Consider the following 24,370-nt stretch of genomic DNA (forward strand, 5'->3'; position numbering starts at 1 on the left):
GCAAGGGCCAGCATGCATTTGCGGCCTTCCAGTTCGACGTCGAGCTGCCCGGCGAGCCGACCTCCTCACCCCACCGACATCGTCAGCGGCGGCTGCACCTCCGCCGGCAGCGGCGAGACGTAGCCCTCCGGCCCGGTGCGGGCCTTGAGATCCGCCTTGGCGGCCTCGCGCAAGGATGCGTCGGTGGCGAGCCGCGCACCCAGAGCCGCCATGGCCTTGGCCACCTGGACCATCGCCTTGTGGGCCGCGGGGGTCTTGCCCTGCGCCACCACCTGCCAGGTGTGGAACGGCGTGCCGACCGCCACCGTCGGGGCGTGGGCCTGCACCGTCGGCACGACCCAGCTCACGTCGCCGACGTCGGTCGAGCCGATCGCCGGGTTGCGGCGGGCATCGAGCGGCACCAGGAAATCGGCGAGCGGGGCGTCGGTCACCGGCAGCCCGATGGTGCGGTAGACCGCCGCGATGTCCTGCGGCGTCAGCGTGCCCTGGATCTCGCGGGCGAAGGCGCGGTCGGCCTCGTCGAAGTGCGGCGTGCCCAGATCCTCCATCACCCCGTGCAGGGCCTCCTCCAGCGGGGTGTTGCCGACGAGGTTCGAGACCGCGCTGACGATGCGCATCTCCATCCGGGTCTCGGTCATCAGCGCGGCGCCTTCGGCGATCTTGCGCACGCGGGCGACGAGGTCGCGCATGCCGGGCAGGTCGCGGGCGCGGATCGAGTAGCGCACCCGGGCATGGGCCTGGACGACGTTCGGCGCGATGCCGCCGGTGTCGAGGAGCGCGTAGTGCACCCGCGCGTCGCTCGGCATGTGCTCGCGCATATAGTTGACGCCGACATTCATCAGCTCGACCGCGTCGAGGGCCGAGCGCCCGAGATGCGGGGCGGCCGCCGCGTGCGAGGCCCGGCCGGTGAACACGAAGTCGGCCCGGGTGTTGGCGAGCGAGAGCGGCGGTGAGACCTCCCAGAAGCTCGACGGGTGCCAGGTCACGGCGGCGTCGGCATCCTCGAACAGGCCCTCGCGCACCATGAAGGCCTTGGCGGCGCCGCCCTCCTCCGCCGGGCAGCCGTAATAGCGCACGCGGCCCGGCAGGCCGGATTCCACCAGCCAGTCCTTTACCGCAGTCGCGGCGAGCAGTGCCGCCGAACCGAGCAGGTTGTGCCCGCAGCCGTGGCCGTGGCCGCCCTGCTCGATGGGCGCATGGGAGGCGACGCCCGCCTCCTGGCTCAGGCCCGGCAGCGCGTCGTACTCGCCGAGGAAGGCGATGACCGGCCCGCCCTCACCGGCCTCGCCGATCACCGCGGTCGGGATGCCGGCGGCGCCCTGCGTGACGCGAAAACCCTGGTGGTGCAGCTCGGCGGCGTGCGCCGCGGCCGAGCGTTCCTCCGTGTAGCAGACCTCCGGCGTGCCCCAGACCTCGTCCGAGAGGGCGATCAGCCGGTCCTTGTGGGCGTCGACCTGGCGCCAGACGGCGTTGCGGTTGTCCATGGGCTCCTCCCGGGATTCCTTCCCGTGCGGCCCTCCGGCGGGCCGCCTTGCACGCGAGCCTCATGCAGGAGGCTTGCCGGCTCAAGCGCGGCGGGAGCGGATGGGGCGCGCATGGCGGGAATGGCTCGGCGGGAATGGCTCGCGCGCCGTCTCGTTCGTGCACGAATGGCCCACGCCTTGCTTTGATCGCCGCGCCGGGTCTCCGTCCGGTGCCGATTTTCGCCGGACCGCTTGTAACGATCTGCGGCGGGCGCGATGCTGACGGCCGTGAGAGGCCAGCCAGAAGGGTGTTTGTCGATGACCGAGCGTGGCGTGACCGAGCATGACACCACCGAGCACGAGCTGCGCACCCTGATCGGCGAGGTGAAGGACGGGCGCCTGTCGCGGCGCGGCTTCGTCGGGCGGATGCTGGCGCTCGGCCTCACCGCCCCGATGGCCGGGATGATGTTGGCGCAGAACGGCGTCGCCTTCGCGGCCAACCCCCTGCGCGACGCCTACGCGCCTGGCAAGGCGGGCGGCGGCGGGCCTCTGAAGCTGCTGTTCTGGCAGGCCGCCACCCTGATCAACCCGCACTTCGCCATCGGCACCAAGGACCAGGAGGGTTCGCGCATCTTCTACGAGCCGCTCGCGGCCTGGGACGCCGACGGCAACCTCTTCCCGATCCTCGCGGCCGAGATCCCGTCGAAGGAGAATGGCGGCGTCGCGTCCGACGGCCGCTCGGTGACCTGGAAGCTGAAGCCGAACGTGAAGTGGCACGACGGCAAGCCCTTCACCGCCGACGACGTCGTGTTCACCGCCGAGTATGCCGCCAACCCGGCGACCGCCGCGACCACCGGCGGCAGCTACAACGACATCAAGGTCGAGAAGGTCGACGACCTCACCGTCAAGATCCTGTTCAAGCAGCCGACGCCGTTCTGGGCCGACGCCTTCGTGTCGAGCGCCGGGATGGTCATCCCCAAGCACGTCTTCGCGGATTACACCGGCGACAAGTCGCGCGACGCGCCGGCCAACCTCGCGCCGGTCGGCACCGGGCCCTACAAGTTCAGCGAGTTCCGCCCCGGCGACATCCTGCGCGGCGTGCGCAACCCGGACTACCACGTGCCGAACCGGCCGTTCTTCGACTCGATCGAGATGAAGGGCGGCGGCGACGCGGTCTCGGCCGCCCGCGCGGTGCTCCAGACCGGCGAGTACGACTATGCCTGGAACATGCAGGTCGAGGACGAGATCCTCAAGCGGCTCGAGGCCGAGGGCAAGGGCCGGGTCAAGATGGATTACGGCGGCAACCTCGAATTCCTGCTGCTGAACGCCACCGACCCGAACGTCGAGGTCGACGGCGAGCGCGCCTCGCTCAAGACCAAGCACCCGGCCTTCTCGGATCCGGCGGTGCGCAAGGCGATGAACCTGCTCGTCAACCGGGCGGCGATCCAGCAATACATCTACGGCCGCACCGGGCGGGCCACCGCCAACGTGTTCAACGGCCCGGCGCCCTTCGTGTCGAAGAACACCTCGTTCGCCTTCGAGCCCGACAAGGCGGCGCAGATCCTCGAAGACGCCGGCTGGAAGAAGGGCGGCGACGGCATCCGTGCCAAGGACGGCAAGAAGCTGAAATTCGTCTTCCAGACCTCGATCAACGCGCCGCGCCAGAAGACCCAGGCCATCATCAAGCAGGCCGCGCAGAAGGCCGGCATCGACATGGAGCTGAAGTCGGTTCCGGGCTCGGTGTTCTTCTCCTCGGATGTCGCGAACCCGGATACCTATCCGCATTTCTACGCCGACATGGAGATGTACACCTGGAACATGACGCAGGCCGACCCGGCGGTGTTTGCCCTGCAATACGTCTCCTGGGAGGCCGCCACCAAGGCCAACAAGTGGCAGGGCCGCAACATCTGCCGGATGCAGAACCCGGACGTCGATGCCGCCTACCGCGCGGCGCAAGGAGAGCTCGACCTCGTCAAGCGGGCCGCCTGGTTCATCAAGATGAACGACCTGACGGTGGCCGACTACGTCCTGCCCCTCCTCCACCGCGCCCAGGTCTCGGCCATCACCGGCAAGCTCCAGGCGCCCTCGACCGGCTGGGACAACTCGCTGACCTTCCTGGCCGAGTGGTACAAGCAGGCGTAAAGGTCACCTGATGGGCGCCTACCTCCTCCGCCGCCTGCTGATCGCGATCCCGAGCCTCATCGGGATCAGCCTGATCCTGTTCACCGTGCTGGCGCTGGCGCCGGGCGATCCGTTCGGGGAACTGGCCACCAACCCCAACGTGCCGCCGGAGGTGCGCGAGGCGCTGCGGCTGAAGTTCGGCCTCGATGACCCGATCCTGGTGCGCTACCTGCACTGGCTGACGGCGATGCTCCAGGGCGACTGGGGCTTCTCCTTCGCCAGCCGCGTCAACGTCGACGAGCTGATCCTGCAACGCCTGCCGACCACCCTGTTCGTGGTCGGCTCGTCGCAGGTCCTGGCGCTGCTGATCGCCGTGCCGGTCGGCATCCTGGCGGCGCTCAGGCCCTACTCGGTCTTCGACCAGGTGGCGAACACGCTCGCCTTCATCGGCTTCTCGCTGCCGACCTTCTTCACCGGCCTGCTGTTCATCCTGCTGTTCAGCCTCACCCTCGACTGGCTGCCCTTCGTCTACCAGGCCGACGTCGCGGCGACGGGCTGGCGCTGGTACTGGGAGCACGTCCGGCAGGCGATCATGCCGGTCTGCGTGCTCGGCTTCTTCCAGGCCGCCTCCTACACCCGCTACGTCCGCGCCTCGGTGCTCGACGTCGCCCGCCTCGACTACGTCACCACCGCCCGGGCCAAGGGCCTGTCGGACGGCACCGTCACGGTCCGCCACATCGCCCGCAACGCCTTGATCCCGGTCGTGACGCTCGTCGCGCTCCAGATCCCGGCGGTGTTCGGCGGCGCCATCGTCACCGAGCAGATCTTCCGCATCCCCGGCATCGGCTCGCTCCTCATCAACGCGATGCTCGCCAACGACACGCCGGTGGTGATGGCCGTCACCTTCGTGTTCGCCTGCCTCGTCGTCCTGTTCAACCTCGTCGCGGACCTCCTCTATGGCTGGCTCGACCCTCGCATCTCCTACCGCTGAGGCGGCCCCGGCGCCGGCTCCGGCGGCCTCGGGGCGGGACACCTGGCGGCGCTTCCGCCGCCACCGCCTCGCGGTCGTCAGCGTCGGCGTGCTGGGTTTCCTGGTGCTGGCCGTCCTCGTCGGCGGCTGGGTCTGGCCGGTGGCGATCGACGAGATCGACTTCGCGGCGACGCTCCAGGGCCCGTCCTGGGCCCACCCGCTCGGCACCGACGACCTCGGCCAGGATCTGCTGGCGCGGATGATCTATGGCGGCCGCATCTCGCTCGCCGTCGGCTTTGCCGCGATGGTCGTCGCGACCTTCGTCGGCGTGGTGGTGGGGGCGCTCGCCGGCATGTCGCGCCGCTTCCTCGACCCGTTCCTGATGTGGCTGACCGACCTGTTCCTGTCGCTGCCGCAGCTGCCGCTCCTGCTCCTCGTCATCTACCTCTTTCGCGATCAGCTGAAGCAGGTCTTCGGGGTCGAGGGCGGCGTGTTCGTGATGATTGTCGCGGTCATCGGGGGCCTGCGCTGGATGCCGGTGGCGCGGCTGGTGCGGGCGCAGTTCCTGTCCCTGCGCGAGAAGGAGTTCGTCGAGGCCGCGCGCTCGCAGGGGGCGACCGCCTGGCACCTCGTCACCCGCCACATCCTGCCGAACGCGATCGGCCCGGTGATCGTCGCGGCGACGATCGAGGTGTCGTCCGCGATCATCGCCGAATCGACGCTGTCGTTCCTCGGATTGGGCTTCCCGCCCGACATCCCGACCTGGGGCCGGCTGCTCTACGACGCCAAGGACCACCTCGACGTGGCGCCGCACTGGGCGCTGTTTCCGGGTGCGGCGATCTTCCTGACCGTCCTGTCGATCAACTTCATCGGCGACGGGCTTCGCGACGCCCTCGACCCGCGGCGGGTGCTCTGACCCCCGCACCTCTCCACCCTTTCCCGGACGACTGAAGCGCCAGCGGAAGGAGATCCGGGAAAGGGGAGCGTGTGCGAAGGCCCGAGCCCACCTTTCGACCGACATCCAATCAGGGACGCCCATGACCACCCCGATCCTCTCGGTCCAGGACCTCACCGTCGCGTTCCGCTCCGAGCAGGCCTGGCGCCCGGTGGTGCACGGCGTCTCGTTCGAGATCGGCCCCAAGGAGACGGTGGCGCTGGTCGGCGAGTCCGGATCGGGCAAGAGCGTCACCGCGATGTCGATCATGCGGCTCACGCCCCGCGACGCGACGCGCACCGGCGGCCGGGTGCTGCTCGAGGGCCGCGACCTCCTGCGCCTGCCGGACGCCGAGATGCGCCGGATCCGCGGCGACGACGTCGCGATGATCTTCCAGGAGCCGATGACGAGCCTCAACCCGGTGCTCACGGTCGGCTTCCAGATCGGCGAGGCCTTGCGGCTGCATCGCGGCCTGTCGCGCGCGGCGGCCGAGGCCGAGACCGTGCGCCTCTTCGACAAGGTGCGCATCCCCGCCGCCGCCTCGCGGGTGCACGACTACCCCCACCGCTTCTCCGGCGGCATGCGCCAGCGGGTGATGATCGCGATGGCGCTGGCGTGCCGGCCCAAGCTCCTCATCGCCGACGAGCCGACGACCGCGCTCGACGTCACGATCCAGGCCCAGATCCTCGACCTCATCAAGCTCCTCCAGGAGGAGGAAGGCATGTCGGTCCTGTTCATCACCCACGACATGGGGGTGGTGGCCGAGATCGCGGACCGCACCGTGGTGATGGTCGACGGGCGCGCCGTCGAGACGGGGGCCACCGAGCAGATCTTCCGTCGCCCGGCCCACCCCTACAGCCGGGCGCTGCTCGCCGCCGTGCCGACTCTCGGGGCGATGAAGGGGCAGCCGCATCCCGCCCGCTTCCCGATCGTCGACCGCGCCACCGGCGAGCCGGAAGCCGCCCTGCCGCTCCCCGACACCGTGCGCGAGGGCGAGCGGCCGGTGCTGGAGGTGAAGGGCCTGACCACCCGCTTCGACATCCGCGGCGGCCTGCTCTCGCGGGTGCGCGGCCGGGTCCACGCGGTCGAGAACGTCTCCTTCGCGGTGCGCGCCGGCGAGACCCTGGCCCTCGTCGGCGAATCGGGCTGCGGCAAGTCGACGACAGGCCGCTCGGTGCTGCGGCTGATCGAGCCGGTCGCCGGCAAGGTGCTCCTCGACGGCGAGGACGTGCTCGGCCTCTCGCCCGCCGACCTGCGCGCCTGCCGCCGGCGGATGCAGATGATCTTCCAGGACCCCTTCGCGAGCCTCGATCCGCGCATGAGCGTGGGCGCGGCCATCGCCGAGCCGCTGCTCATCAACCGCCTGTGCTCCCGGGCGCAGGCCCGCGAGCGCGCCGCCGACCTCCTGCGCCGGGTCGGGCTGAAGCCCGAGATGGCGAGCCGCTTCCCGCATGAATTCTCCGGCGGCCAGAGGCAGCGCATCTGCATCGCCCGCACGCTGGCGCTGGAGCCGCGGCTGATCGTGGCCGACGAGTCGGTCTCGGCCCTCGACGTGTCGGTGAAGGCGCAGGTGGTGAACCTGATGCTCGACCTCCAGGCCTCGCTCGGCCTGGCCTACCTGTTCATCTCGCACGACATGGCGGTGGTCGAGCGGGTGAGCCACCGGGTCGCCGTGATGTATCTCGGCGAGATCGTCGAGATCGGCCCGCGCGCGGCGATCTTCGGCGCGCCCCAGCACCCCTACACCAAGAAGCTGATCGCCGCCGTGCCGGTCCCGGATCCCGGCCGCCGGCGCCAGCTCCACGCGGTGCGCAGCGACGAGATCAAGAGCCCGATCCGTCCGGTCGACTACGTGCCGCCCGAGCGCCTCTACCGCGAGGTCTCACCCGGCCACGTGGTGCAGGTCTGGGGGCCGGAATGGGAGGCGCCGGCCGGCGGGATGGCAGCGGTGGCGTGAACCCCGGCGCAGCCTTCTTGATGCCCCGCATGGCGAATGGCGTCCGGGGAAAGAAATAGCGCGGAAAATCCCCTCTCCCCGCGGGCGGGGAGAGGGCCGTGTCGCCGTTCAGGGGACACGGCAAGCGAAGGCGAAGCCGAAGCGAGGGTGAGGGGGTCTCGACGAGTGAGACTCTGTCGGAAGCACCCCCTCACCCTCGCCCCTCCGGGCTCGCTGCTGACCCGACAAGGGGTCAGCAGCCCTCTCCCCGCCCGCGGGGAGAGGGGAGACCCGCGTCACTCTCTTTCCCACGGGCAGCCCTGTGCATGGAGCGTTTGCAGCTGCCGCTCCGCCGCCTCTGCCCTTGCGGGAGGGCGCGCACGCCCCATCTCGTCGGCTCGTGCCGGAGGGAGCCCCGATGTTCGACGCCAAGCGCCTGCTCGACCAGTTCCTCGGCGGCGGCCCCAGAGGCGGATCTTCCGGCGGCTATCCCGGCCAGGCCCCGCACGGCCACGCGCCCTCTCCCCTTGAGCAGGTCGCCCGCTCGCTGGGCGGCGGGGGCGGCAAGGCGGCGATCCTCGGCGGCCTCGCCTCGCTGGTCCTCGGCGGGCGCCGCGGCCATGGCGGGTTCGGCTCCGGCTTCGGCGCGCCGGGCATGGGGTCGGGCATGGGCTCGGGCCTGGGCTCCACCGGCCGTCTCGGCGGCCTCGCCCTGATCGGCACCCTCGCCTATCAGGCCTACCAGAGCTGGCAGGCGAACCAAGCCCAGACGAATCGGAGCCAGAGTGCCGCCCCGCCCCGCGCCAGCGGCTTCATCCCCTCCGCCGACGAGGCGGCCCGGATGCTCGGCGGCACGCGCTTCGCCCCGTCCTCCCCGGCCGACGAGCAGGACCGGGCCCGCGCCCTCCTGATCGCGATGATCACCGCCGCCAAGGCCGACGGCCATATCGACGCGGACGAGCAGGGCCGCATCTTCGGCGAGATGGACCGCCACGCGCTCGATGCCGACGACAAGGCCTTCCTGATGGACGCCTTGCGCGCGCCGGTCGACGTCGAGGCGGTGGCGCGGCTCGCTCGCGGCCCAGAGCAGGCGAGCGAGATCTACGCCGCCTCCCTGATGGCGGTCACCGTCGACACGCCGCAGGAGCGGGCCTATCTCGACCACCTCGCCCGCCGGCTCGGGCTCGATCCGGGATACGCGCGCCACATCGAAGCCACGCTCGCGGCGGCGTCTTCGCAAAGATGAAGACTTCGTTACGCTCGTTAACCATTCGCTAACCATCCGGCGCGCCTGATGGGCTGGTAACGAGTCGTAAAGACGTGACCAGCCAGACCCAAACCCGCCCGCCGATTCGCTTCCGTGGCCGCTCGTTCCTGGCGATCGTGTTGGCCCCGGAGGCGCCGATCGAGGATTGGCTCGCCGACCTCGACGCCCTTGCCAAGCGCTCTCCGGCGTTCTTCGCCGGCCGCGCCGTGATCCTCGACGTGACGGCGCTCGCCCCGAGCCGGGACGGGCTCCAGGAGCTGGTGGCCGCCCTCAACCAGCGCGAGATTCCCATCATGGGGATCGAGGGCGCCGGGGCGGGTGCGCTCGGGCCCGGGATGCCGCCGCCGCTGAACGGCGGCCGGCCCTCCGGCGAGGTGGCGATGCCCGGCGAGGCGCCGGCCGCCGCCCCGGTCGAGCGGGTGACGGGCGCGAAGTCGCTGATGCTGGAGAGCCCGGTGCGCTCCGGCCAGGCGATCCTCTTCCCCGAGGGCGACGTGACCGTGATGGGCTCGGTGGCCTCCGGCGCCGAGATCATCGCCGGCGGCTCGATCCACATCTACGGGGCGTTGCGCGGCCGCGCCATCGCGGGGGCCGCCGGCTCGCCTGGGGCGCGCATCTTCTGCCGCAAGTTCGAGCCCGAACTGCTCGCGATCGACGGCCTCTACCGCATCGCCGACGACATCGACCCGAGCTTGCGCGGCCGCGCCGTCCAGGTCTGGCTCGACGGCGACGCGATGCGCACCGCCGCCCTCGATTGACCGCCCTTTCCGCCCCGGGGGCCCCGCGGCAACGATCCGCGGTCGGGGCGAGAACAGAGAAAACACACGCAGCGGCCGCGCCGGCCGCGACTTCCAAGCATCGTGGTTAAGGGGGACCAATGGCCAAAGTCATCGTGGTGACATCCGGCAAGGGAGGGGTGGGCAAGACCACCACGACGGCGGCCCTGGGCGCGGCCCTGGCCCGGACCGGACAGACAGTCTGCGTCGTCGATTTCGACGTCGGCTTGCGCAACCTCGACCTCATCATGGGCGCCGAGCGCCGGGTCGTCTACGACCTCATCAACGTCGTCCAGGGCGACGCCAAGCTGCCCCAGGCCCTCATCCGCGACAAGCGCCTCGACACCCTGTCGCTGCTCCCCGCCTCGCAGACCCGCGACAAGGACGCGCTCACCGACGAGGGCGTCGCCCGCGTCGTCGGCGAGCTGCGCGAGAAGTTCGACTGGGTGATCTGCGACAGCCCGGCCGGCATCGAGCGCGGCGCCACGCTGGCCATGCGCCACGCCGACATCGCGGTCGTGGTGACGAACCCCGAGGTCTCCTCGGTACGCGATTCGGACCGCATCATCGGGCTCCTCGATTCCAAGACCGAGCGCGCCGAGAAGGGCGAGCGGCTGGAGAAGCACCTGATCCTGACCCGCTACGACCCCAACCGGGCCGAGCGCGGCGAGATGCTGAAGATCGACGACGTGCTGGAGATCCTGTCGATCCCGCTGCTCGCCGTGATCCCGGAGAGCGAGGAGGTTCTGAAGGCCTCGAACCTCGGCAGCCCGGTGACGCTGAACGCGCCCCAGAGCGCGCCGGCTCGGGCCTATGCCGACGCCGTGCGCCGCCTCAAGGGCGAGACCGTGGCGATGACCGTGCCGAGCGAGAAGCGCTCGCTGCTTGGCAAGCTGTTCACCCGGAGGGCGGCATGAACCTGCTGAACTTCCTGTCGCGGCGCGGCACGGCGCCGATAGCGCGCGAGCGGCTCCAGATCCTGCTGGCGCACGAGCGCACGGCGTTCGGCCGCTCCGACCTGGTGGCGATCCTGCGCGAGGAGATCCTGGCGGTGATCGCCAAGCACGTCGCCATCGACCAGGACAAGGTGAAGGTGACGATGGAGCGGGGCGACGCCGTCTCGACCCTCGGCGTCGACATCGAACTACCCGACAACAAGGTCGTCCGGCTCGCCAGCGCGTGACCGCATCCTCCCGCGGTCGCCCCTGGTGCTCAGACCTTCGGTGGCCGCATTTTCTTCCGACGAACCGGTACCCATTTCGTCGGACAATGCCCCAGGGCACGATATAGCCCGGGCAGGCGGCGGGATCCCAGCGCCTGCCCGGAAGAGGTCGAGGTCATGCCGGACGCGCCCACCATCTACGCCAACACCCTGATGGCACTCAGCCTGCGCCGGCCGGGCATCCTCCAGGTGACCCTCGGCACCGCCGGCTTCAGCGGCGAGGACATCGAGGTCGCGGTGCGGCTCGCCGTGCCGGAGGACACCGCGGTCGAGCTGGTCGAGGCCCTGGTCGAGGGCCTCCAGGCCGCCGCCGAGGAGGACGAGGACGACGAGGCGCCCGAGCCCTACGAGGCCTCGGTCGGCGACGTCGCGACCGCGGGGCTCCTCGCCACGACGCTCGCCACCGCCATGGGCGACGCCCTCGACCTCCTGGCGTCGCGCCCCGACTTCCTCGAGCGCCTGAGCGAGATCGAGGAGCGCGCCGTGCTGACCACGCGCAACTCCGTCTCGGAGGGCGTCTCGGTCGACGACGAGGCCAAGGCGGTGCGCGACACCGTCGCGGTGCTCCAGAGCCTGTTCGCCCAGTGGCGCAAGGACCACGTCCCGCCCGCGCCCCCGTCCTCCCCCGAGGCGCCCCCGCCAGACGCCCCGTCGCCCGACGCGCCGCCGGAGACCCCGCCCGGGGACGGCGAGCCGAAGGCCTGACGCGTCGGGCGCGCTCCGTTCGCCGCTCACACCCGAAGTCGGTCAGGCCGCCCGGACCGTCGCCAGGAAGCGGCGGACCTCGCCCGAGAGGTGCACCGACTGGCGCGACAGGTCGGACGCCGAGGCGAGCACCTGGGTCGCCGCCAGGCCGGTCGTCTCGGAGGCCTGGGCCACCCCCGCGACGTTGCCGGTCACCGCGCTCGTGCCGATCGAGGCCTGCGAGACGTTGCGGACGATCTCCTGGGTGGCGCTCCCCTGCTGCTCCACCGCCGCGGCGATCGAGGCGGCGACCCCGTCGATCACGCGGATCAGGGAGGTGATCGCGCCGATCGCCCCCACGGTCTGCGTCGTCACGCCCTGGACCTCGCCGATCTGACGCGCGATCTCCTCCGTCGCCCGGGCCGTCTGGTTGGCGAGTTCCTTGACCTCCGCGGCGACGACCGCGAAGCCGCGGCCCGCCTCGCCGGCGCGCGCCGCCTCGATCGTGGCGTTCAAGCCCAGGAGGTTGGTCTGGCTGGCGATGTTGGAGATCAGGCCGACCATGTCGCCGATCTTGGCCGAGGTCTGGCTCAGGGCCTGCACGAAGAGCGTGGTCTGGTCGGCCTCCGCCACCGCGCGCTGGGCGAGGCCGGCGGATCCGGACACCTGGCGGCCGATCTCGGAGATCGAGGCGCCGAGCTCCTCGGCCGCCGCCGCCACCGTGCCGACATTCGCCGCCGCCTCCTCGGCCGCCGCGGCGACGCTCGACGATTGCGCCGCCGTCTCGGATGCGGTCGCGCTCATCGAGCGTGCGGTGACCTGAAGCTCGGTCGCGGAGGCCGAGACCGAGCCGACGATGCCGCCGATCTCGGCCTCGAAGCTGTCGGCGAGCTCCATCATGGCGCGCTGGCGGGAAGCGGCCGCGGCCGCATCGGCGATCTGGCGGCGCTCGGCATCCTCGGCCGCCTTGCGCGCCACCATCGCCTTGATGCTGTCGACGGCGCGGCCGAGCGCCCCGATCTCGTCGCCGCGCCGGCTCTCGGCGATCTCGGCGTCGATCTCGCCGGAGGCCATCCGCTCCAGCACCGAGACCAGCCGGGTGATCGGCCGCCGGATGTTGAGCATCAGCGCGACCGCCGCGCCGAGCAGGCTCAGCAGCATCGCCGCCCCGACGAGCAGGCCGACCCGCGTCGCCGCGGCGATCCGCTCGGAGGCCGCTTCCATCGCCTCCTGGGTGAAGCGGTTGGCATTCGCCACCGATTCGCCGATCGCCGACTCGGCGCGCCGCGTCAGGGCGGCGATCTCGTCGCGGGCGGCGCCCGCCGCCGCGGCGTCGACCGGCCGGCCGTAGAGGTCGGCCCGGCCGACCTGCGCATACTTGCTCACCGCAGCCGCGAGGTCGCCGAGGTTGCGCTCGCTCTCGCGCAGGACCTCCGGCTTGAGGGCGATCGCGATCGGCCGCTCGAGGCCCGCCGCGGCGGCCTCGGCCGCGTCGCGCGCCGCGATCACGGCCGCGTCGGCCGCCGCGGCGTTGCGTGCCAGCTCGACGGTCTTGTGACTCAGCTGGATCCGGGTGACCGCGAGCTGCGCCTGCGAGATGCCGCGCAGGATCGTCGCCTCGCGCGCCACCGCCTCGTTCGCGCCGCGGACCTCGACGTTGCTGGACCACTGGTTGCCGATGGCGCCGGCGGCGAACAGCGCGGTCACCGTGGACGCCAAGGCGAGCTTGCTTCCGATGCTGAACCTGAACATCTTGGGACTCGTTTCCCCCAGGGAGACCGAAGACTGGAACGCTCAGAGACGTAGGGTCAGCGCGTTAAGAAAGATTTGTCGTGCACAAGAGAGACAGGCGAGATGTTTCTCTGCACCAAGGGAACCAACGGTCGACCTGCACCACGATCGGTCGGCGCGTAGGACGATATTCCGGATCGGGGGTGTATCTGCTGGGCGGCCCCGAGGGGCCCCGCAGGACGGGCTCGCGGTTGCTTTCGGAGTGCGTCACAGGTCGCGCCAACGCTGACCGGGCGCGCCCCCCCGATCGCCCTGCGATCACGGTTCGCGGCAGTGCCGTCAGGGCCGCTTCCGCGTGCGCGCAGACCGCACTGACACCCTCGATGTCATCCCGGGTTCCCGCCTCCGGTGAGTCCCGGGATGATGCTCCGGCGCGCCACCGCGGCAAGCTTTCGCCATGTCGCCGGTCGGCGCGACGTGTTTCCGGGAAGCAATCTTCCTGAATTACCGGTTTGCTAACCGCCCACCTGGCCGATGCGCCGCGCCCCATGCCGGACGGGGTCGCGATCGATGCGGCTGGCTCGGCTCGCGTCGCCGGTGTCGGTCGGGACCGTCCGAATCGTCGGGGCTGCCTTAGGATTTCGGGTCGAACGGGCTCGGAGACGTCAATGGAGGTCGTTTTCGATGATCGTCGGAATGATTGATATCGTCTCGCAAGACGCTTCGACTTGCCTCTTCCCTCGCCTGCCCCCTCGCCGGACGCCGTCCGCCCACGCGGGGCGGCCGTCGGACCGGGCCGGCATGGACGGGTGGTCATGACCGAGCGCAGGCAACGATCCGCCGCGACGGAGTGGCCGGTTCCGGAACGCCGGTTCGCCGCGATCGTCGCGGCGGACATCGCCGGCTATTCCAAGGCGATGCATGCCGACGAGAGCGGCGCGATGCGGGCGCTCCAGGCCACCCGGCGGATCGTCGACCGCCTGATCTCGGCGCGACGCGGCCGGATCGCCAACACCGCCGGGGACAGCGTGCTCGCCGAGTTCGCGTGCGTGACGGATGCGGTCGCCTGCGCGGTGGCGATCCAGCAGGCGCTGGCCGAGGCCGAGGGCGATGCCGGGCGGTTCCGCCTGCGCATCGGCATCCATCTCGGCGACGTGATGGTGCACGAGGGCGACCTGTTCGGCGACGGCGTCAACATCGCGGCCCGCCTCCAGGCGGCGGCCGAGCCCGGTGCGCTGCGGCTGTCGGAGGCCGCCTACCGGCAGGTGCGCGACATGGCGGGCCTGCGCTTCGTCGATCTCGGCACCCAGCGGCTCAAGAACATCGCCCGGCCGATCCGGGTCTACGCCGTGCCGTCGCCGGAAGCGCGCGCGCCCCGACTGGCCCGCGTCCTCCGGCCCGCCCTCGGGGCGCTCGCCGCCCTGGTCCTCGCGGGCCTCGCCCTCGCCTGGCCATACCTGGCCTCCGAGCGCGGAGAGGACGCGCCCTCGGCGCGGCCGCGGCTGTCGCTCGTCGTCCTGCCATTCGCCAACCAGAGCGGCGACGCGGAGCAGGACTACCTCGCCGAGCAGCTCGCCGAGGACCTCTCCGCCGACCTCGCCCGCGCGCCCGGCACCTTCGTCATCGCCCACGGCACCGCCCAGTCCTATCGCGGGCGCCCGGTCGAGCCGCGGGCGGTCGGCCGGGAGCTCGGCGTGCGCTACGTGGTCCAGGGCAGCCTGCGCCAGAGCGCCGAGCAGGTCCGCTTCGCCGTGCAGCTCACCGACGTCGAGACCGGGGCCGCCCTGTGGGCCGACCGCTACGACGGGGCCCGCGCCGACCTCGCCGCCGCGCAGGACGCCCTGGTCGCGCAGGTGGGGCGGACGCTCGGCATCCGCCTGCTGGAGGCCGAGACGCAAGCGCGCGCCGGCCACCCGGCGGACGCGGTCGACCTCGTCATGCGCGGCCAGGCCCTGCTCAACCGGCCCTTCGCGCGGGAGAACCACGCCGGCGCCCGGCCGCTGTTCGAGCGCGCGCTCGCCCTCGATCCGGGCAATATCCACGCCCGGCTCGGCCTCGCCGAGGTGCTGGTCGACGGGGTGCTGAACGGCTGGACGACGGAGCGAAAAGCCGACCTCGACACCGCCGAGCAGGCCGTCACCTCCGTGCTCCAGGGCGATCCGACTCATCCCTTCGCGCATTACCTGCGCGGCGAGACCCTGCGCGCCCGGGCCCGCTACGACGAGGCACTGGCCGCCTTCGACCGGGTGCTCGCCCTCAACCCGAGCTTTGCCCGGGCGCATGCCTATCGCGGCCTGATCCACATCTTCCTCGGCCAGGCGCAGGAAACGGAAGCCGACATCGCGGCCGCGATCCGCCTGAGCCCGAAGGATCCGCTGCTCGGCGCCTGGCTGGCACGGGACGGCCTCGCCAAGCTCCATCTCGGCCGGGACGAGGCGGCGATCGCCCCGTTGCAGCGCGCCGCGGCGGTGAACCCGCTCTTCGACTTTCCCCACCTCTATCTCGCCTGCGCCTTCGCGCGGCTCGGCCGGGACGGGGAGGCGCGGGCGGCCCTCGCCCGGTTCCTGGAGCTGCGGCCCGGCTACACCGTCGCGCGCTACCGCAGCCTGACCTCGACCGACCCGACCTTCCTCGCCCAGCGCGAGCGGATCTACGACGGCCTGCGGCGCGCCGGCCTGCCGGAGCGGTGATACGAGCTCCGGACGATCCGTTCGGAACTCGTATCGGCACGCCAGCGCGGCGCCTGAGCGAAGCCGAAATCCGCATCGCGAAGCGATCGATCGGATTTCGTATGACGCGGCCCGTGGGACCGATGCCCGTTCCGAGATGTTGACGAGGCTCCCACGGAGCCCTCCGCCCATGCCAGCCCTCATCAGCCTGATCGCCATCCTCGCCGGCGCGCTCAACACCGTCCAGGCGGGAGCGAACGCTACGCTCGACAGGACGCTGGGCCAGCCGGTGCTGGTCGCCCTCACGGTCTCGGCCGCTAACGCGGTGGTCTACCTCGCCGCCGCGCCCTTCGTCGGGCTCGGCTGGCCCGGGGCGTCGCGGCTCGCCCAGGCGCCGTGGTGGGCCTGGCTCGGCGGCGCGATGGGCGGCGCCTACGTGCTGGCGATGATCTTCCTCGCCGGGCGGCTCGGGGCCGCGCTCTTCACCGGGCTCACCGTCACCGCCGGCCTCGTCACCTCGGTGCTGCTCGACCATTACGGCTGGGTCGGCTTCGCCCAGCACCCGGCCGGGCTCGGGCGCATCCTCGGCTGCGGCCTGATGATCGCCGGGGTGGCGCTGATCTCGCTCAACTGAGCCGACCTTCTCGCAGAGCCGGCAACCGCGTTCGCGAGATCCGCTTGGGGCCTTCAGCGCCAGCCGCGCGGGTCGCGCGCGTCGCGGCCCGGAACCGGCGGCGTCTGCGCGGTGAAGGCCGGCGCGCGGCTGGCGCCCGGGTCGACGGTGTTGATGTCGGCGAGCAGCACCGTCGCCGCGGAGGCGCCGAGCCCAGTGATCAGGAAGCCGTAGATCACGGCGCGCGGCGCGCCGAAATGCCGGACGATCAGCGCGACCGCGGTCGCGACGGCGAGGAAGCCGACGGCACTGTGCCACATGTGAACGATCTCTCCCGGGGCGGGACACTCTTCCCCCCGCGCGAGGTGAGGCTGCGAGCGGCGTGCCGGCCTGCGTTTCCCCCGGGCCCTGTTCGGCCTTATGACGGGCGCCTGTCGCTCTCCAGGGATCCCCGATGCCCCAGCCCACCCAACCCCTCGCCCTCGGCATCATCGGCGCCGGCATCATGGGCGAGCGCATGCTCGACGCCGTCATGGGACAGGACATTTTGGGACAGGACGAGGCCCCGGTCCGCGTCGCGGCCCTGTGGGATCCGGACCCGGCGGCGCGGGCGCGCATCGCCGCGCGCTTCCCCACCCTGCCCGTGGTGGCGGACGCCGCCGCGGTCGTGGCCGCGAGCGAGTGCGTCTACATCGCCTCCCCGCCCGCCTCGCATCTCGGCCACGCCCGGGTTGCTCTCGCCGAGGGGCGGAGCGTGTTCTGCGAGAAGCCGCTCGCCGTCGATCTCGACGAGGCGCGCGCCTTCGTGGCGATGGCCGGCTCGCGCGGGGCGGTGAACTTCCCGTTCGCCTCCTCGCTCGGGGTCGCCACCCTGGCACGCTGGATCGCCGAGGGCGCGGTCGGCACGCCCCGCCGCCTCACCATCGAGGTCGCCTTCGCGCGCTGGCCGCGGGGATGGCAGGCCGACGCCGCGGGCTGGCTCGACGGACCGCGGGAGGGCGGCTTCACCCGCGAGGTGGTGTCGCACTTCCTGTTCCTCAGCCGCCGCCTGCTCGGCCCCCTGCACGGGCTCAGCGGACAGGCGCGGTTTCCCGAGCCCGGCCGGTCCGAGCGGGCGCTCGATGCCGTCTTCCAGGCCGGCGCCGTGCCGGTGGTGCTGCGCGGCCGGGTCGGCGAGACCGCGCTCGACGACCACAACACCTGGACGCTGGAGGGCGAGGCCGGCACCGTCCGCCTGCGCGACTGGGCGATCGCCGAGCGGCAAGGCCCCGACGGCAGCTTCGCGCCCGCGCCCGACGCGATCCCCAACGAGCGCGCCCGCCCGATCGCCCTGCGGCGCCAGCTCGAGGGCGTGGTGCGGATGACCCGCGGCGAGCCCCACGCCCTCGCCACCCTGGCGGAGGCGCTGGAGGTGCAGGAGATCGTCGAGGCGGTCCTCGCCGGCTGCTAAGCAGACTTGCGTTGGCAGGCCAACGCAAGTCTGCTTAGCTTCGTGATTTGTCGCAGATTTTTGTCGCAAAACCGGCGGCCACTTTTGCGAAATCTGCTTAGAGGCGCGCTCTCCCCGGCGCCCGTGCGAGCCGGATCCTTCGGCGAAGCGGAGCGTTGAGAGGCATCGCGCAAGCCGCCGGACACTCCGCGGCGCGCCCGGCAGAGGACCCCCATCGCCCCATGCGACTTTCCCTGATCGCCGCCCTCGCGCTCTCTACCCTGACGCTCGCCGGCGCCGCCGAGGCTCAGGGCATTCCCGGCGGCATCGACCGCGGCGCCCGCGAGGGCAACCGGGTCGGCGGGCCGATCGGCGGCATCGTCGGCGGCGCGGTCGGCGGGGCCGTGGGCGGGGTCAACGGCGTGCTCGGCATCGATCCGGGCCGGCGCGCCTACCGCACCGGCCTGCCGGGCCGCCGCCATTACCATCACCGTCGGCACCGCCATTACCGCTGAGGTCGTGGCCACGCGGGCGAGGTTTCGTCGTCCGTCTGTTCTGCTGATCCGGTAGAACGATCTTGTCGGTTCGGGCCGTCTCGTAGCCGTTGCTTCTCCGGCCCGGATCACAGCCACGGCGGCGCAGCGAATCGCCGGTCTGTACTGTGGCGATCGACGGGCGTCCCTGCTTGACCCTCGGCCCCCGCGGGTCCTAAGCACGTCGGCAAGAGACCGACGCCCGAGGACGCCACGAGGACGCCATGACCGACCGCCAGCCCGGCTTCAACACCCTCGCGATCCATGCCGGCGCGGCGCCGGACGCCGCCACCGGCGCGCGGGCGACGCCGATCTATCAGACCACCTCGTTCGTGTTCGACGACGTCGACCACGCCGCCTCGCTGTTCGGTCTCCAGGCCTTCGGCAACATCTACAGCCGCATCACCAACCCGACCAACGCGGTGCTGGAGGAGCGCATCGCCGCGCTCGAGGGCGGCACCGCCGCCGTCGCGGTGGCGTCCGGCCACGCCGCCGAATTCCTGGTGATGCACGCCCTGATGCAGCCGGGCGACGAGTTCATCGCGGCCAACAAGCTGTACGGCGGCTCGATCAACCAGTTCAACCACTCGTACAAGAACTTCGGCTGGAACGTGGTGTGGGCCGACACCGACGATCCGGCCTCGTTCGAGGCGGCGATCACCCCGCGCACCAAGGCGATCTTCATCGAGTCGATCGCCAATCCGGGCGGCGTCATCACCGACATCGCGGCGATCGCCCAGGTGGCCAAGCGCCACAACATCCCGCTCGTCGTCGACAACACCATGGCGACGCCGTACCTGATCCGCCCGTTCGAGCACGGCGCCGACATCGTCGTCCACTCGGCCACCAAGTTCCTCGGCGGCCACGGCAACTCGATCGGCGGCCTCATCGTCGACGGCGGCTCGTTCAACTGGGCCGGCGACGCGCGCTACCCCATGCTGTCGCAGCCGCGGCCGGAATATGCCGGCATGGTGCTCTCCGAGACCTTCGGGAATTTCGGCTTCGCCATCGCCGTGCGGGTGCTCGGCCTGCGCGACCTCGGGCCGGCCTTGTCGCCGTTCAACGCGTTCCTCATCATCAACGGCATCGAGACCCTGCCGCTGCGGATGCAGCGCCACTCCGACAACGCCAAGACCGTGGCCGAGCACCTCAGCCGCCATCCGGCGGTGGCCTGGGTGAGCTATCCCGGCCTCGAGACCGACCGCTACCATCAGCTGCACAAGCGCTACTGCCCGCACGGCGCCGGCGCGGTGTTCACCTTCGGTCTCAAGGGCGGCTACGAGGCCGGCGTGGCCCTGGTGTCGAACCTCAAGCTGTTCTCGCACCTCGCCAATATCGGCGACACGCGCTCGCTGGTGATCCATCCGGCCTCGACCACTCACCGCCAGCTCACCGACGAGCAGAAGACCCGGGCCGGCGCCGGGCCGGAGGTGGTACGCCTGTCGATCGGCATCGAGGACCCGCGCGACCTGATCGCCGACCTCGACCAGGCCCTGTCCTGAAGCCTCCCGCCGAAGCGGTCGCCGCTTCGGCGACGAGAATAATCTAGACGCCCTTGGCGGCCGCGACGATCCGCGCGGCCGGCCGACCTGCCGCTGTGGCAGGGCGGACAGGGAAAAATTTCTCCAAGCATTGCAGCCAAGCCTGCTCCCGTGATCTACTGGCCTCGTCCAGTTTCGGCGCCGGGCGAGCCGACTCGCGCCGGCCGGAACGGATGCCGCCCGGACGGGTCTGGAGGCTGGTGCGATGGTCGCCCACGACGGCAACGCCGAACGCGCCTCCTGCGAGGAGACCGCGCGCCAGCGCGCGATCCGCGAGGAGACCGCCCGGCTGCGCGCCCTGCTGCGCGCCGTCCACGCCGCGCCCGGTCGGCCGGCCGGGGCCGCCCCCGCCGCCGAATGGGAGGCGCGCCTCGCCACCGCCGAGGAGCTGAACGCGCGGCTGCGGGCGAGCGAGGCCTTCACCGCCCGGCTGCTCGCGGCGAGCCGCGACAGCATCCAGGTCCTCGCCCTCGACGGCACGGTGCAGTGGCTGAGCGAGGGCGGCCGCGCCGCGGCGGGCCGGCCCGACGAGGCCGTGATCGGCACGATCTGGGCGGCGTCCTGGGCCGAGCCCGGCGACCGGACCGCCGCCGAGGTGGCGCTCGCCGCCGCGCGGGCCGGGCGTACCGGCCGCTTCCGCGCCCCCTCGGGCGGCCAGGATCCGCGCTGGTGGGACGTGGTAGTGTCGCCGATCCAGGGGCTCGACGGGGCGCCGGAGCGCCTGCTGGCGGTCGCCCGCGACGTGACCGAGGCGCACCGCGCCGAGGAGCAGCAGGCGCTGCTGATGCAGGAGATGGCGCATCGGCTGAAGAACACCCTGGCACTGGTCCAGGCGGTCGCAGCCCAGACCCTGCGCAGCGCCACCTCGATCGACACGGCGATGGAGGCGTTCAACGGCCGCCTGATGGCGCTGTCCGACGCGCACGACGTGCTGATCCGCGGCGCCTGGGCGGAGGCAGACCTCGCAGCGGTGGTCGAGGCCGCGATGGCGCCGCACCTCGACGCCGTGACCGGCCGCTTTTCCGCCGCCGGCCCCCCCGTCAGCCTCGGGCCGCGCCCGGTCCTGACCCTGTCCCTGATGCTGCACGAGCTCGCCACCAACGCGGCGAAGTACGGCGCCCTGTCGAGCCCGGCGGGCCGGGTCGCCGTCACCTGGGAGCTCGCCGGGGACGACGCGCAGGCCGTCCTGCGCCTGTGCTGGCGCGAGAGCGGCGGTCCAGCCGTCGCGCCGCCGGTCCGGGGCGGGTTCGGCTCGCGGCTGATCGAGCGCAGCCTGGTGCACAGCTTCGGCGGCCGCGTCAGCCTGCGCTTTCCCCCCGGGGGCGCGGTGATGGAGCTCGAAGCGCCGCTCGCGGCGATGCAGGACGGGACCGCGTGAGCGGTCCCCTGGACGGGACGGCGTGAGCAATCCCCTGGACGAGACGGCGTGAATGGTCCTCCGGATGCGACCGCGCGGCCGTCCCGGCCGTTCCCCGGCCACGCTTGACCCACGGGATGCGGACCCATAGGCAGCACGCTTCGGCCGCAACCATTGGCTCCCGCCCGCATTGCCCGCGATGACATCCGACCTGGACCGATACGATCAGGCGTCCCGTCAGGACGACTCCCGACAGGACGCACAGGACGCGTCTTGCGACGCTGCGCCGGTGGTGCTCCTCGTCGAGGATGACGGCCTCCTGCTGATGGAGGCCGCCGACACCCTGGCGGAGGCCGGCTTCACCGTGCTGGAGGCGCCCCACGCCGACCAGGCGCTGAAGGTGCTGGAGAGCCGGCCAGACGTCGAAGTGCTGATGACCGACGTCGACATGCCGCTCGGCTCGATGAACGGCTTTGCCCTCGCGCGCCTGGTCTCCCGGCGCTGGCCGCGCATCCCGGTGCTGGTGGTCTCCGGCATGGGCAGCCCCGGCCCGCACGACATGCCGCCGGGCGCGCGCTTCATCCCCAAGCCCTACGCGCCCTCGGCCCTGGTGCGCACCCTCCACGACACCGTGCGCCGCGCCGCCTGAGCCGACCCTTCCACGGACGACCCCGATGACCGATCCGACCAAGCTGCACTTCGCCACCCGGGCGGTCCATGCCGGCACCGCCCCCGATCCGGCCACCGGCGCCCGGGCGCAGCCGATCTACTTCACCAACGGCTTCGTGTTCGAATCGAACGAGCAGGCCGCCGACATCTTCGCCATGCGGGCGACGGGCTTCTCCTATTCCCGCGGCTCGAACCCGACCGTGGCGGCTTTGGAGCGCCGGGTCGCGTCGCTGGAGGGCGCCAAGGCCGCGGTGGCGGTGGCCTCCGGCCAGTCGGCGATGCTGCTCGTGCTGATGACCCTGATGCAGTCGGGCGACGCCTACGTCGCCTCCTCGCGGCTGTTCGGCGGCTCGCTCGGGCTGATGCGCCGGCTGGAGGGGCGCTACGACCTCGTGCCGCAATTCACCCGCGGCCTGACGCCCGAGGACTTCGAGTCCGCGATCACCGACAAGACCCGGGCGATCGTCTGCGAATCGATCGTCAACCCGTGCGGCACCGTCATCGACCTCGAGGGCGTCGCCGCGGTGGCGCACCGGCACGGCCTGCCGCTCGTCGTCGACAACACGCTCGCCTCCCCGGCCCTGATCCGGCCGATCGAGCACGGCGCCGACATCGTCGTCCACTCGACCTCGAAGTTCCTGTCGGGCTCCGGCACGGTGATCGGCGGCATCGTCTGCGATGCCGGCCGCTTCGACTGGAAGGCGACCGGTCGCTACAACCTCATCAACGAGCCCTGGCCCGACTACGAGGGCCTGGTCGTCTCCGAGCGCTTCCCCGAGACCTCCTTCGCCACCGCCTGCCGGCTGTTCGGCCTGCGCGACCTCGGCCCCGGCCTGTCGCCGATGAACGCCTTCCTGACGCTCACCGGCACCGAGACCCTGCCCCTGCGCATGGAACGCCACTGCGCGAACGCGCGAGCCGTCGCGGCCTTCCTCAAGGACCATCCGAAGGTGGCCTGGGTGAGCTACCCGTCGCTGCCGGGCCAGCCTGGCGAAGCGGTGGCGAACCACTACGCGCCGATGGGCGCGGGCTCGATCTTCACGGTGGGCTTCAAGGGCGGCGAGGCGGCGGCGCAGACATTCATCACCGGGCTCAACCTGATCTCGCACCTCGTCAACATCGGCGAGATCAAGTCCCTGGCGATCCACCCGGCGACCACGACCCACCGCCAGCTCCCCGCCGCCGACAAGGAGGCCGCCCGGGTCGGCCCCGACACCGTGCGCCTGTCGATCGGGCTCGAATCGGTCGAGGATCTCATCGCCGACGTGGCGCAGTCGCTCGACGCGCTCGGCTGAGCGCACCTCACAGGACTCCCTCTGCGCTGGCGCTGCCATGTCGGGCGACGCCGGTGATCGGGAATTTTACGAGAGACACCGAGCCCCCGCGCCGTCCGGACCGATCCCGGGCGGCGCTTGCCTCATGGCCCGAACAAATGTAGAACACGCCCCGGCCCCGGCGATGTGTGTTTCGGGCACAAGCGGCCCCCTCCCCTTGCCGGTCCCGGCCTGTTCGGCCCAACTCGCGCGACCGAAGCGGTTCCGCGGCGTCGGCCGGGCATGCGCCCGAGTGAGATGGAACGAGAGGAGAGCGTGATGGCGGGCAGCGTGAACAAGGTGATCCTGGTGGGCAATCTCGGGCGCGACCCCGAGACCCGCCGGCTGGCCTCCGGCGATCCGGTGGTGAACCTGCGCCTCGCGACGTCCGAGTCCTGGAAGGACAAGGCGTCCGGCGAGCGCAAGGAGAAGACCGAGTGGCACTCGGTCGTGATCTACAACGAGAACCTGGCCCGCGTCGCCGAGCAGTACCTGCGCAAGGGCTCGAAGGTCTACGTCGAGGGCCAGCTCCAGACCCGCAAGTGGCAGGACCAGTCCGGCGTCGAGAAGTACACGACCGAGATCGTGCTCCAGCGCTTCCGCGGCGAGCTGACGATCCTCGACGGCCGCGGCGGCGGGTCCGAGGGCGGCATGGCCGAGATGGGCGCCGACGACATGGGCGGCGGAATGGGCGGCGGCCAGATCAGCCGCGGCGGCGATTACGGCGGTGGCGGTGGCGGCGGTGGTCGTAGCAGCGGCGGACGTTCCTCGTCCTCCGGCGGCGAGCGGCGCCCGGCCTCCTCCGGCGGCGGCGGCAACCAGAAGCGCTATGACGACCTGGACGACGACATCCCGTTCTAGGGCGCTCGCCGGCGATACGGCGAAGGGTTGAGACCAGGGAGCACCGTCCGGTCGCCATGCGATCGGGCGGTGCCGGCGTTTTGAGGAGCGGGCTGTCGGGGCGAGCTATCGGTCGACTTGGACCGATCACCGGCTCGGCGCGTACGGTGGTGAGCGCCTGTGCCTGTTGTCTCGACAGTCTTGATACTCTCCGCGTCATTCCGGGGCCGCGAAACCGGAGCCCGGAATGACGCGGAGAGTGGCAATCCTGCAAGAGCCGATCAGACAGGCTCTCGGAACGG

21 protein-coding genes are annotated in these 24,370 nt (G+C 71.7%); 18 read left to right on the top strand and 3 right to left on the bottom strand.

Translation table 11 applies throughout. The features are described 5' to 3' along the window. Positions 1-65: 65 nt before the first annotated feature. Positions 66-1,484 carry a M20 family metallopeptidase gene (locus ACS5PV_RS23790; RefSeq protein ID WP_455397820.1) on the bottom strand — a complete coding sequence of 473 codons (1,419 nt, stop codon included), beginning with the start codon at positions 1,482-1,484 and terminating at the stop codon, positions 66-68. 297 nt (positions 1,485-1,781) lie between these two features. Between ACS5PV_RS23790 and ACS5PV_RS23795 the strand changes: the two genes are divergently transcribed. The 9 genes from ACS5PV_RS23795 to ACS5PV_RS23835 all read left to right on the top strand — a co-directional run bounded on the left by ACS5PV_RS23795 (position 1,782) and on the right by ACS5PV_RS23835 (position 11,394). Next, positions 1,782-3,605: a peptide ABC transporter substrate-binding protein gene (locus ACS5PV_RS23795; protein WP_455397821.1), complete on the top strand. Its 1,824-nt coding sequence runs from the start codon at positions 1,782-1,784 to the stop codon at positions 3,603-3,605. Positions 3,606-3,615: 10 nt separating this feature from the next. Beyond that, positions 3,616-4,575 (top strand): ABC transporter permease, encoded by a 960-nt coding sequence (locus ACS5PV_RS23800; protein ID WP_455397822.1) that lies wholly within the window; start codon positions 3,616-3,618, stop codon positions 4,573-4,575. Continuing rightward, positions 4,541-5,470, top strand: coding sequence for an ABC transporter permease (locus tag ACS5PV_RS23805; protein ID WP_455397823.1), 930 nt, complete (start codon positions 4,541-4,543; stop codon positions 5,468-5,470). Before ACS5PV_RS23800 ends, ACS5PV_RS23805 begins: the two co-directional genes overlap by 35 nt. Before the next feature lie 121 nt (positions 5,471-5,591). Beyond that, a complete protein-coding gene (locus tag ACS5PV_RS23810; protein ID WP_455397824.1) occupies positions 5,592-7,445 on the top strand; it encodes an ABC transporter ATP-binding protein in 1,854 nt (617 codons plus the stop codon). Positions 7,446-7,842: 397 nt separating this feature from the next. Next, entirely contained in the window at positions 7,843-8,670 is an 828-nt protein-coding gene (locus tag ACS5PV_RS23815; protein WP_455397825.1) for a tellurite resistance TerB family protein, read from the top strand. A 74-nt stretch (positions 8,671-8,744) separates the two neighbouring features. Continuing rightward, positions 8,745-9,449, top strand: coding sequence for a septum site-determining protein MinC (gene minC, locus ACS5PV_RS23820; RefSeq protein ID WP_455397826.1), 705 nt, complete (start codon positions 8,745-8,747; stop codon positions 9,447-9,449). 119 nt (positions 9,450-9,568) lie between these two features. Then, on the top strand, positions 9,569-10,384 hold the full coding sequence (gene minD / locus ACS5PV_RS23825; protein WP_455397827.1) for a septum site-determining protein MinD: 816 nt from the start codon (positions 9,569-9,571) through the stop codon (positions 10,382-10,384). Continuing rightward, the gene (gene minE / locus ACS5PV_RS23830; protein WP_455397828.1) at positions 10,381-10,650 is read left to right on the top strand and encodes a cell division topological specificity factor MinE; all 270 of its coding nucleotides are present in this window, start codon (positions 10,381-10,383) and stop codon (positions 10,648-10,650) included. Before minD ends, minE begins: the two co-directional genes overlap by 4 nt. Before the next feature lie 156 nt (positions 10,651-10,806). After that, positions 10,807-11,394 (top strand): hypothetical protein, encoded by a 588-nt coding sequence (locus ACS5PV_RS23835; protein WP_455397829.1) that lies wholly within the window; start codon positions 10,807-10,809, stop codon positions 11,392-11,394. Between the two features lie 42 nt (positions 11,395-11,436). Here the strand turns inward: ACS5PV_RS23835 and ACS5PV_RS23840 are convergent, their stop codons facing one another. Continuing rightward, positions 11,437-13,125: a methyl-accepting chemotaxis protein gene (locus ACS5PV_RS23840; RefSeq protein ID WP_455397830.1), complete on the bottom strand. Its 1,689-nt coding sequence runs from the start codon at positions 13,123-13,125 to the stop codon at positions 11,437-11,439. A 794-nt stretch (positions 13,126-13,919) separates the two neighbouring features. Between ACS5PV_RS23840 and ACS5PV_RS23845 the strand changes: the two genes are divergently transcribed. Further along, positions 13,920-15,794 (top strand): adenylate/guanylate cyclase domain-containing protein, encoded by a 1,875-nt coding sequence (locus ACS5PV_RS23845; protein WP_455397831.1) that lies wholly within the window; start codon positions 13,920-13,922, stop codon positions 15,792-15,794. A 169-nt stretch (positions 15,795-15,963) separates the two neighbouring features. Next, positions 15,964-16,407 (top strand): DMT family transporter, encoded by a 444-nt coding sequence (locus tag ACS5PV_RS23850; RefSeq protein WP_455397832.1) that lies wholly within the window; start codon positions 15,964-15,966, stop codon positions 16,405-16,407. Positions 16,408-16,460: 53 nt separating this feature from the next. Here the strand turns inward: ACS5PV_RS23850 and ACS5PV_RS23855 are convergent, their stop codons facing one another. Continuing rightward, the gene (locus tag ACS5PV_RS23855; RefSeq protein ID WP_455397833.1) at positions 16,461-16,706 is read right to left on the bottom strand and encodes a hypothetical protein; all 246 of its coding nucleotides are present in this window, start codon (positions 16,704-16,706) and stop codon (positions 16,461-16,463) included. Between the two features lie 134 nt (positions 16,707-16,840). On the opposite strand from ACS5PV_RS23855, the gene ACS5PV_RS23860 reads away from it, so the two are divergent. The 7 genes from ACS5PV_RS23860 to ssb all read left to right on the top strand — a co-directional run bounded on the left by ACS5PV_RS23860 (position 16,841) and on the right by ssb (position 24,089). Beyond that, on the top strand, positions 16,841-17,836 hold the full coding sequence (locus tag ACS5PV_RS23860; RefSeq protein ID WP_455397834.1) for a Gfo/Idh/MocA family protein: 996 nt from the start codon (positions 16,841-16,843) through the stop codon (positions 17,834-17,836). A gap of 221 nt (positions 17,837-18,057) precedes the next feature. Beyond that, positions 18,058-18,330, top strand: a complete 273-nt coding sequence (locus tag ACS5PV_RS23865; RefSeq protein ID WP_455397835.1) for a hypothetical protein — start codon at positions 18,058-18,060, stop codon at positions 18,328-18,330. 242 nt (positions 18,331-18,572) lie between these two features. After that, complete coding sequence (locus tag ACS5PV_RS23870) at positions 18,573-19,850, top strand: O-acetylhomoserine aminocarboxypropyltransferase (RefSeq protein WP_455397836.1); 1,278 nt, start codon at positions 18,573-18,575, stop codon at positions 19,848-19,850. Positions 19,851-20,094: 244 nt separating this feature from the next. Then, the gene (locus ACS5PV_RS23875) at positions 20,095-21,267 is read left to right on the top strand and encodes a sensor histidine kinase (protein WP_455397837.1); all 1,173 of its coding nucleotides are present in this window, start codon (positions 20,095-20,097) and stop codon (positions 21,265-21,267) included. A 268-nt stretch (positions 21,268-21,535) separates the two neighbouring features. After that, positions 21,536-21,895: a response regulator gene (locus ACS5PV_RS23880; RefSeq protein WP_048449488.1), complete on the top strand. Its 360-nt coding sequence runs from the start codon at positions 21,536-21,538 to the stop codon at positions 21,893-21,895. A gap of 25 nt (positions 21,896-21,920) precedes the next feature. Continuing rightward, positions 21,921-23,210, top strand: a complete 1,290-nt coding sequence (locus tag ACS5PV_RS23885) for an O-acetylhomoserine aminocarboxypropyltransferase/cysteine synthase family protein (protein ID WP_455397838.1) — start codon at positions 21,921-21,923, stop codon at positions 23,208-23,210. A 297-nt stretch (positions 23,211-23,507) separates the two neighbouring features. Next, positions 23,508-24,089: a single-stranded DNA-binding protein gene (gene ssb, locus ACS5PV_RS23890; protein ID WP_455397839.1), complete on the top strand. Its 582-nt coding sequence runs from the start codon at positions 23,508-23,510 to the stop codon at positions 24,087-24,089. The last annotated feature ends 281 nt before the right edge of the window (positions 24,090-24,370 follow it).

Source organism: Methylobacterium sp. Gmos1 (assembly GCF_053764715.1).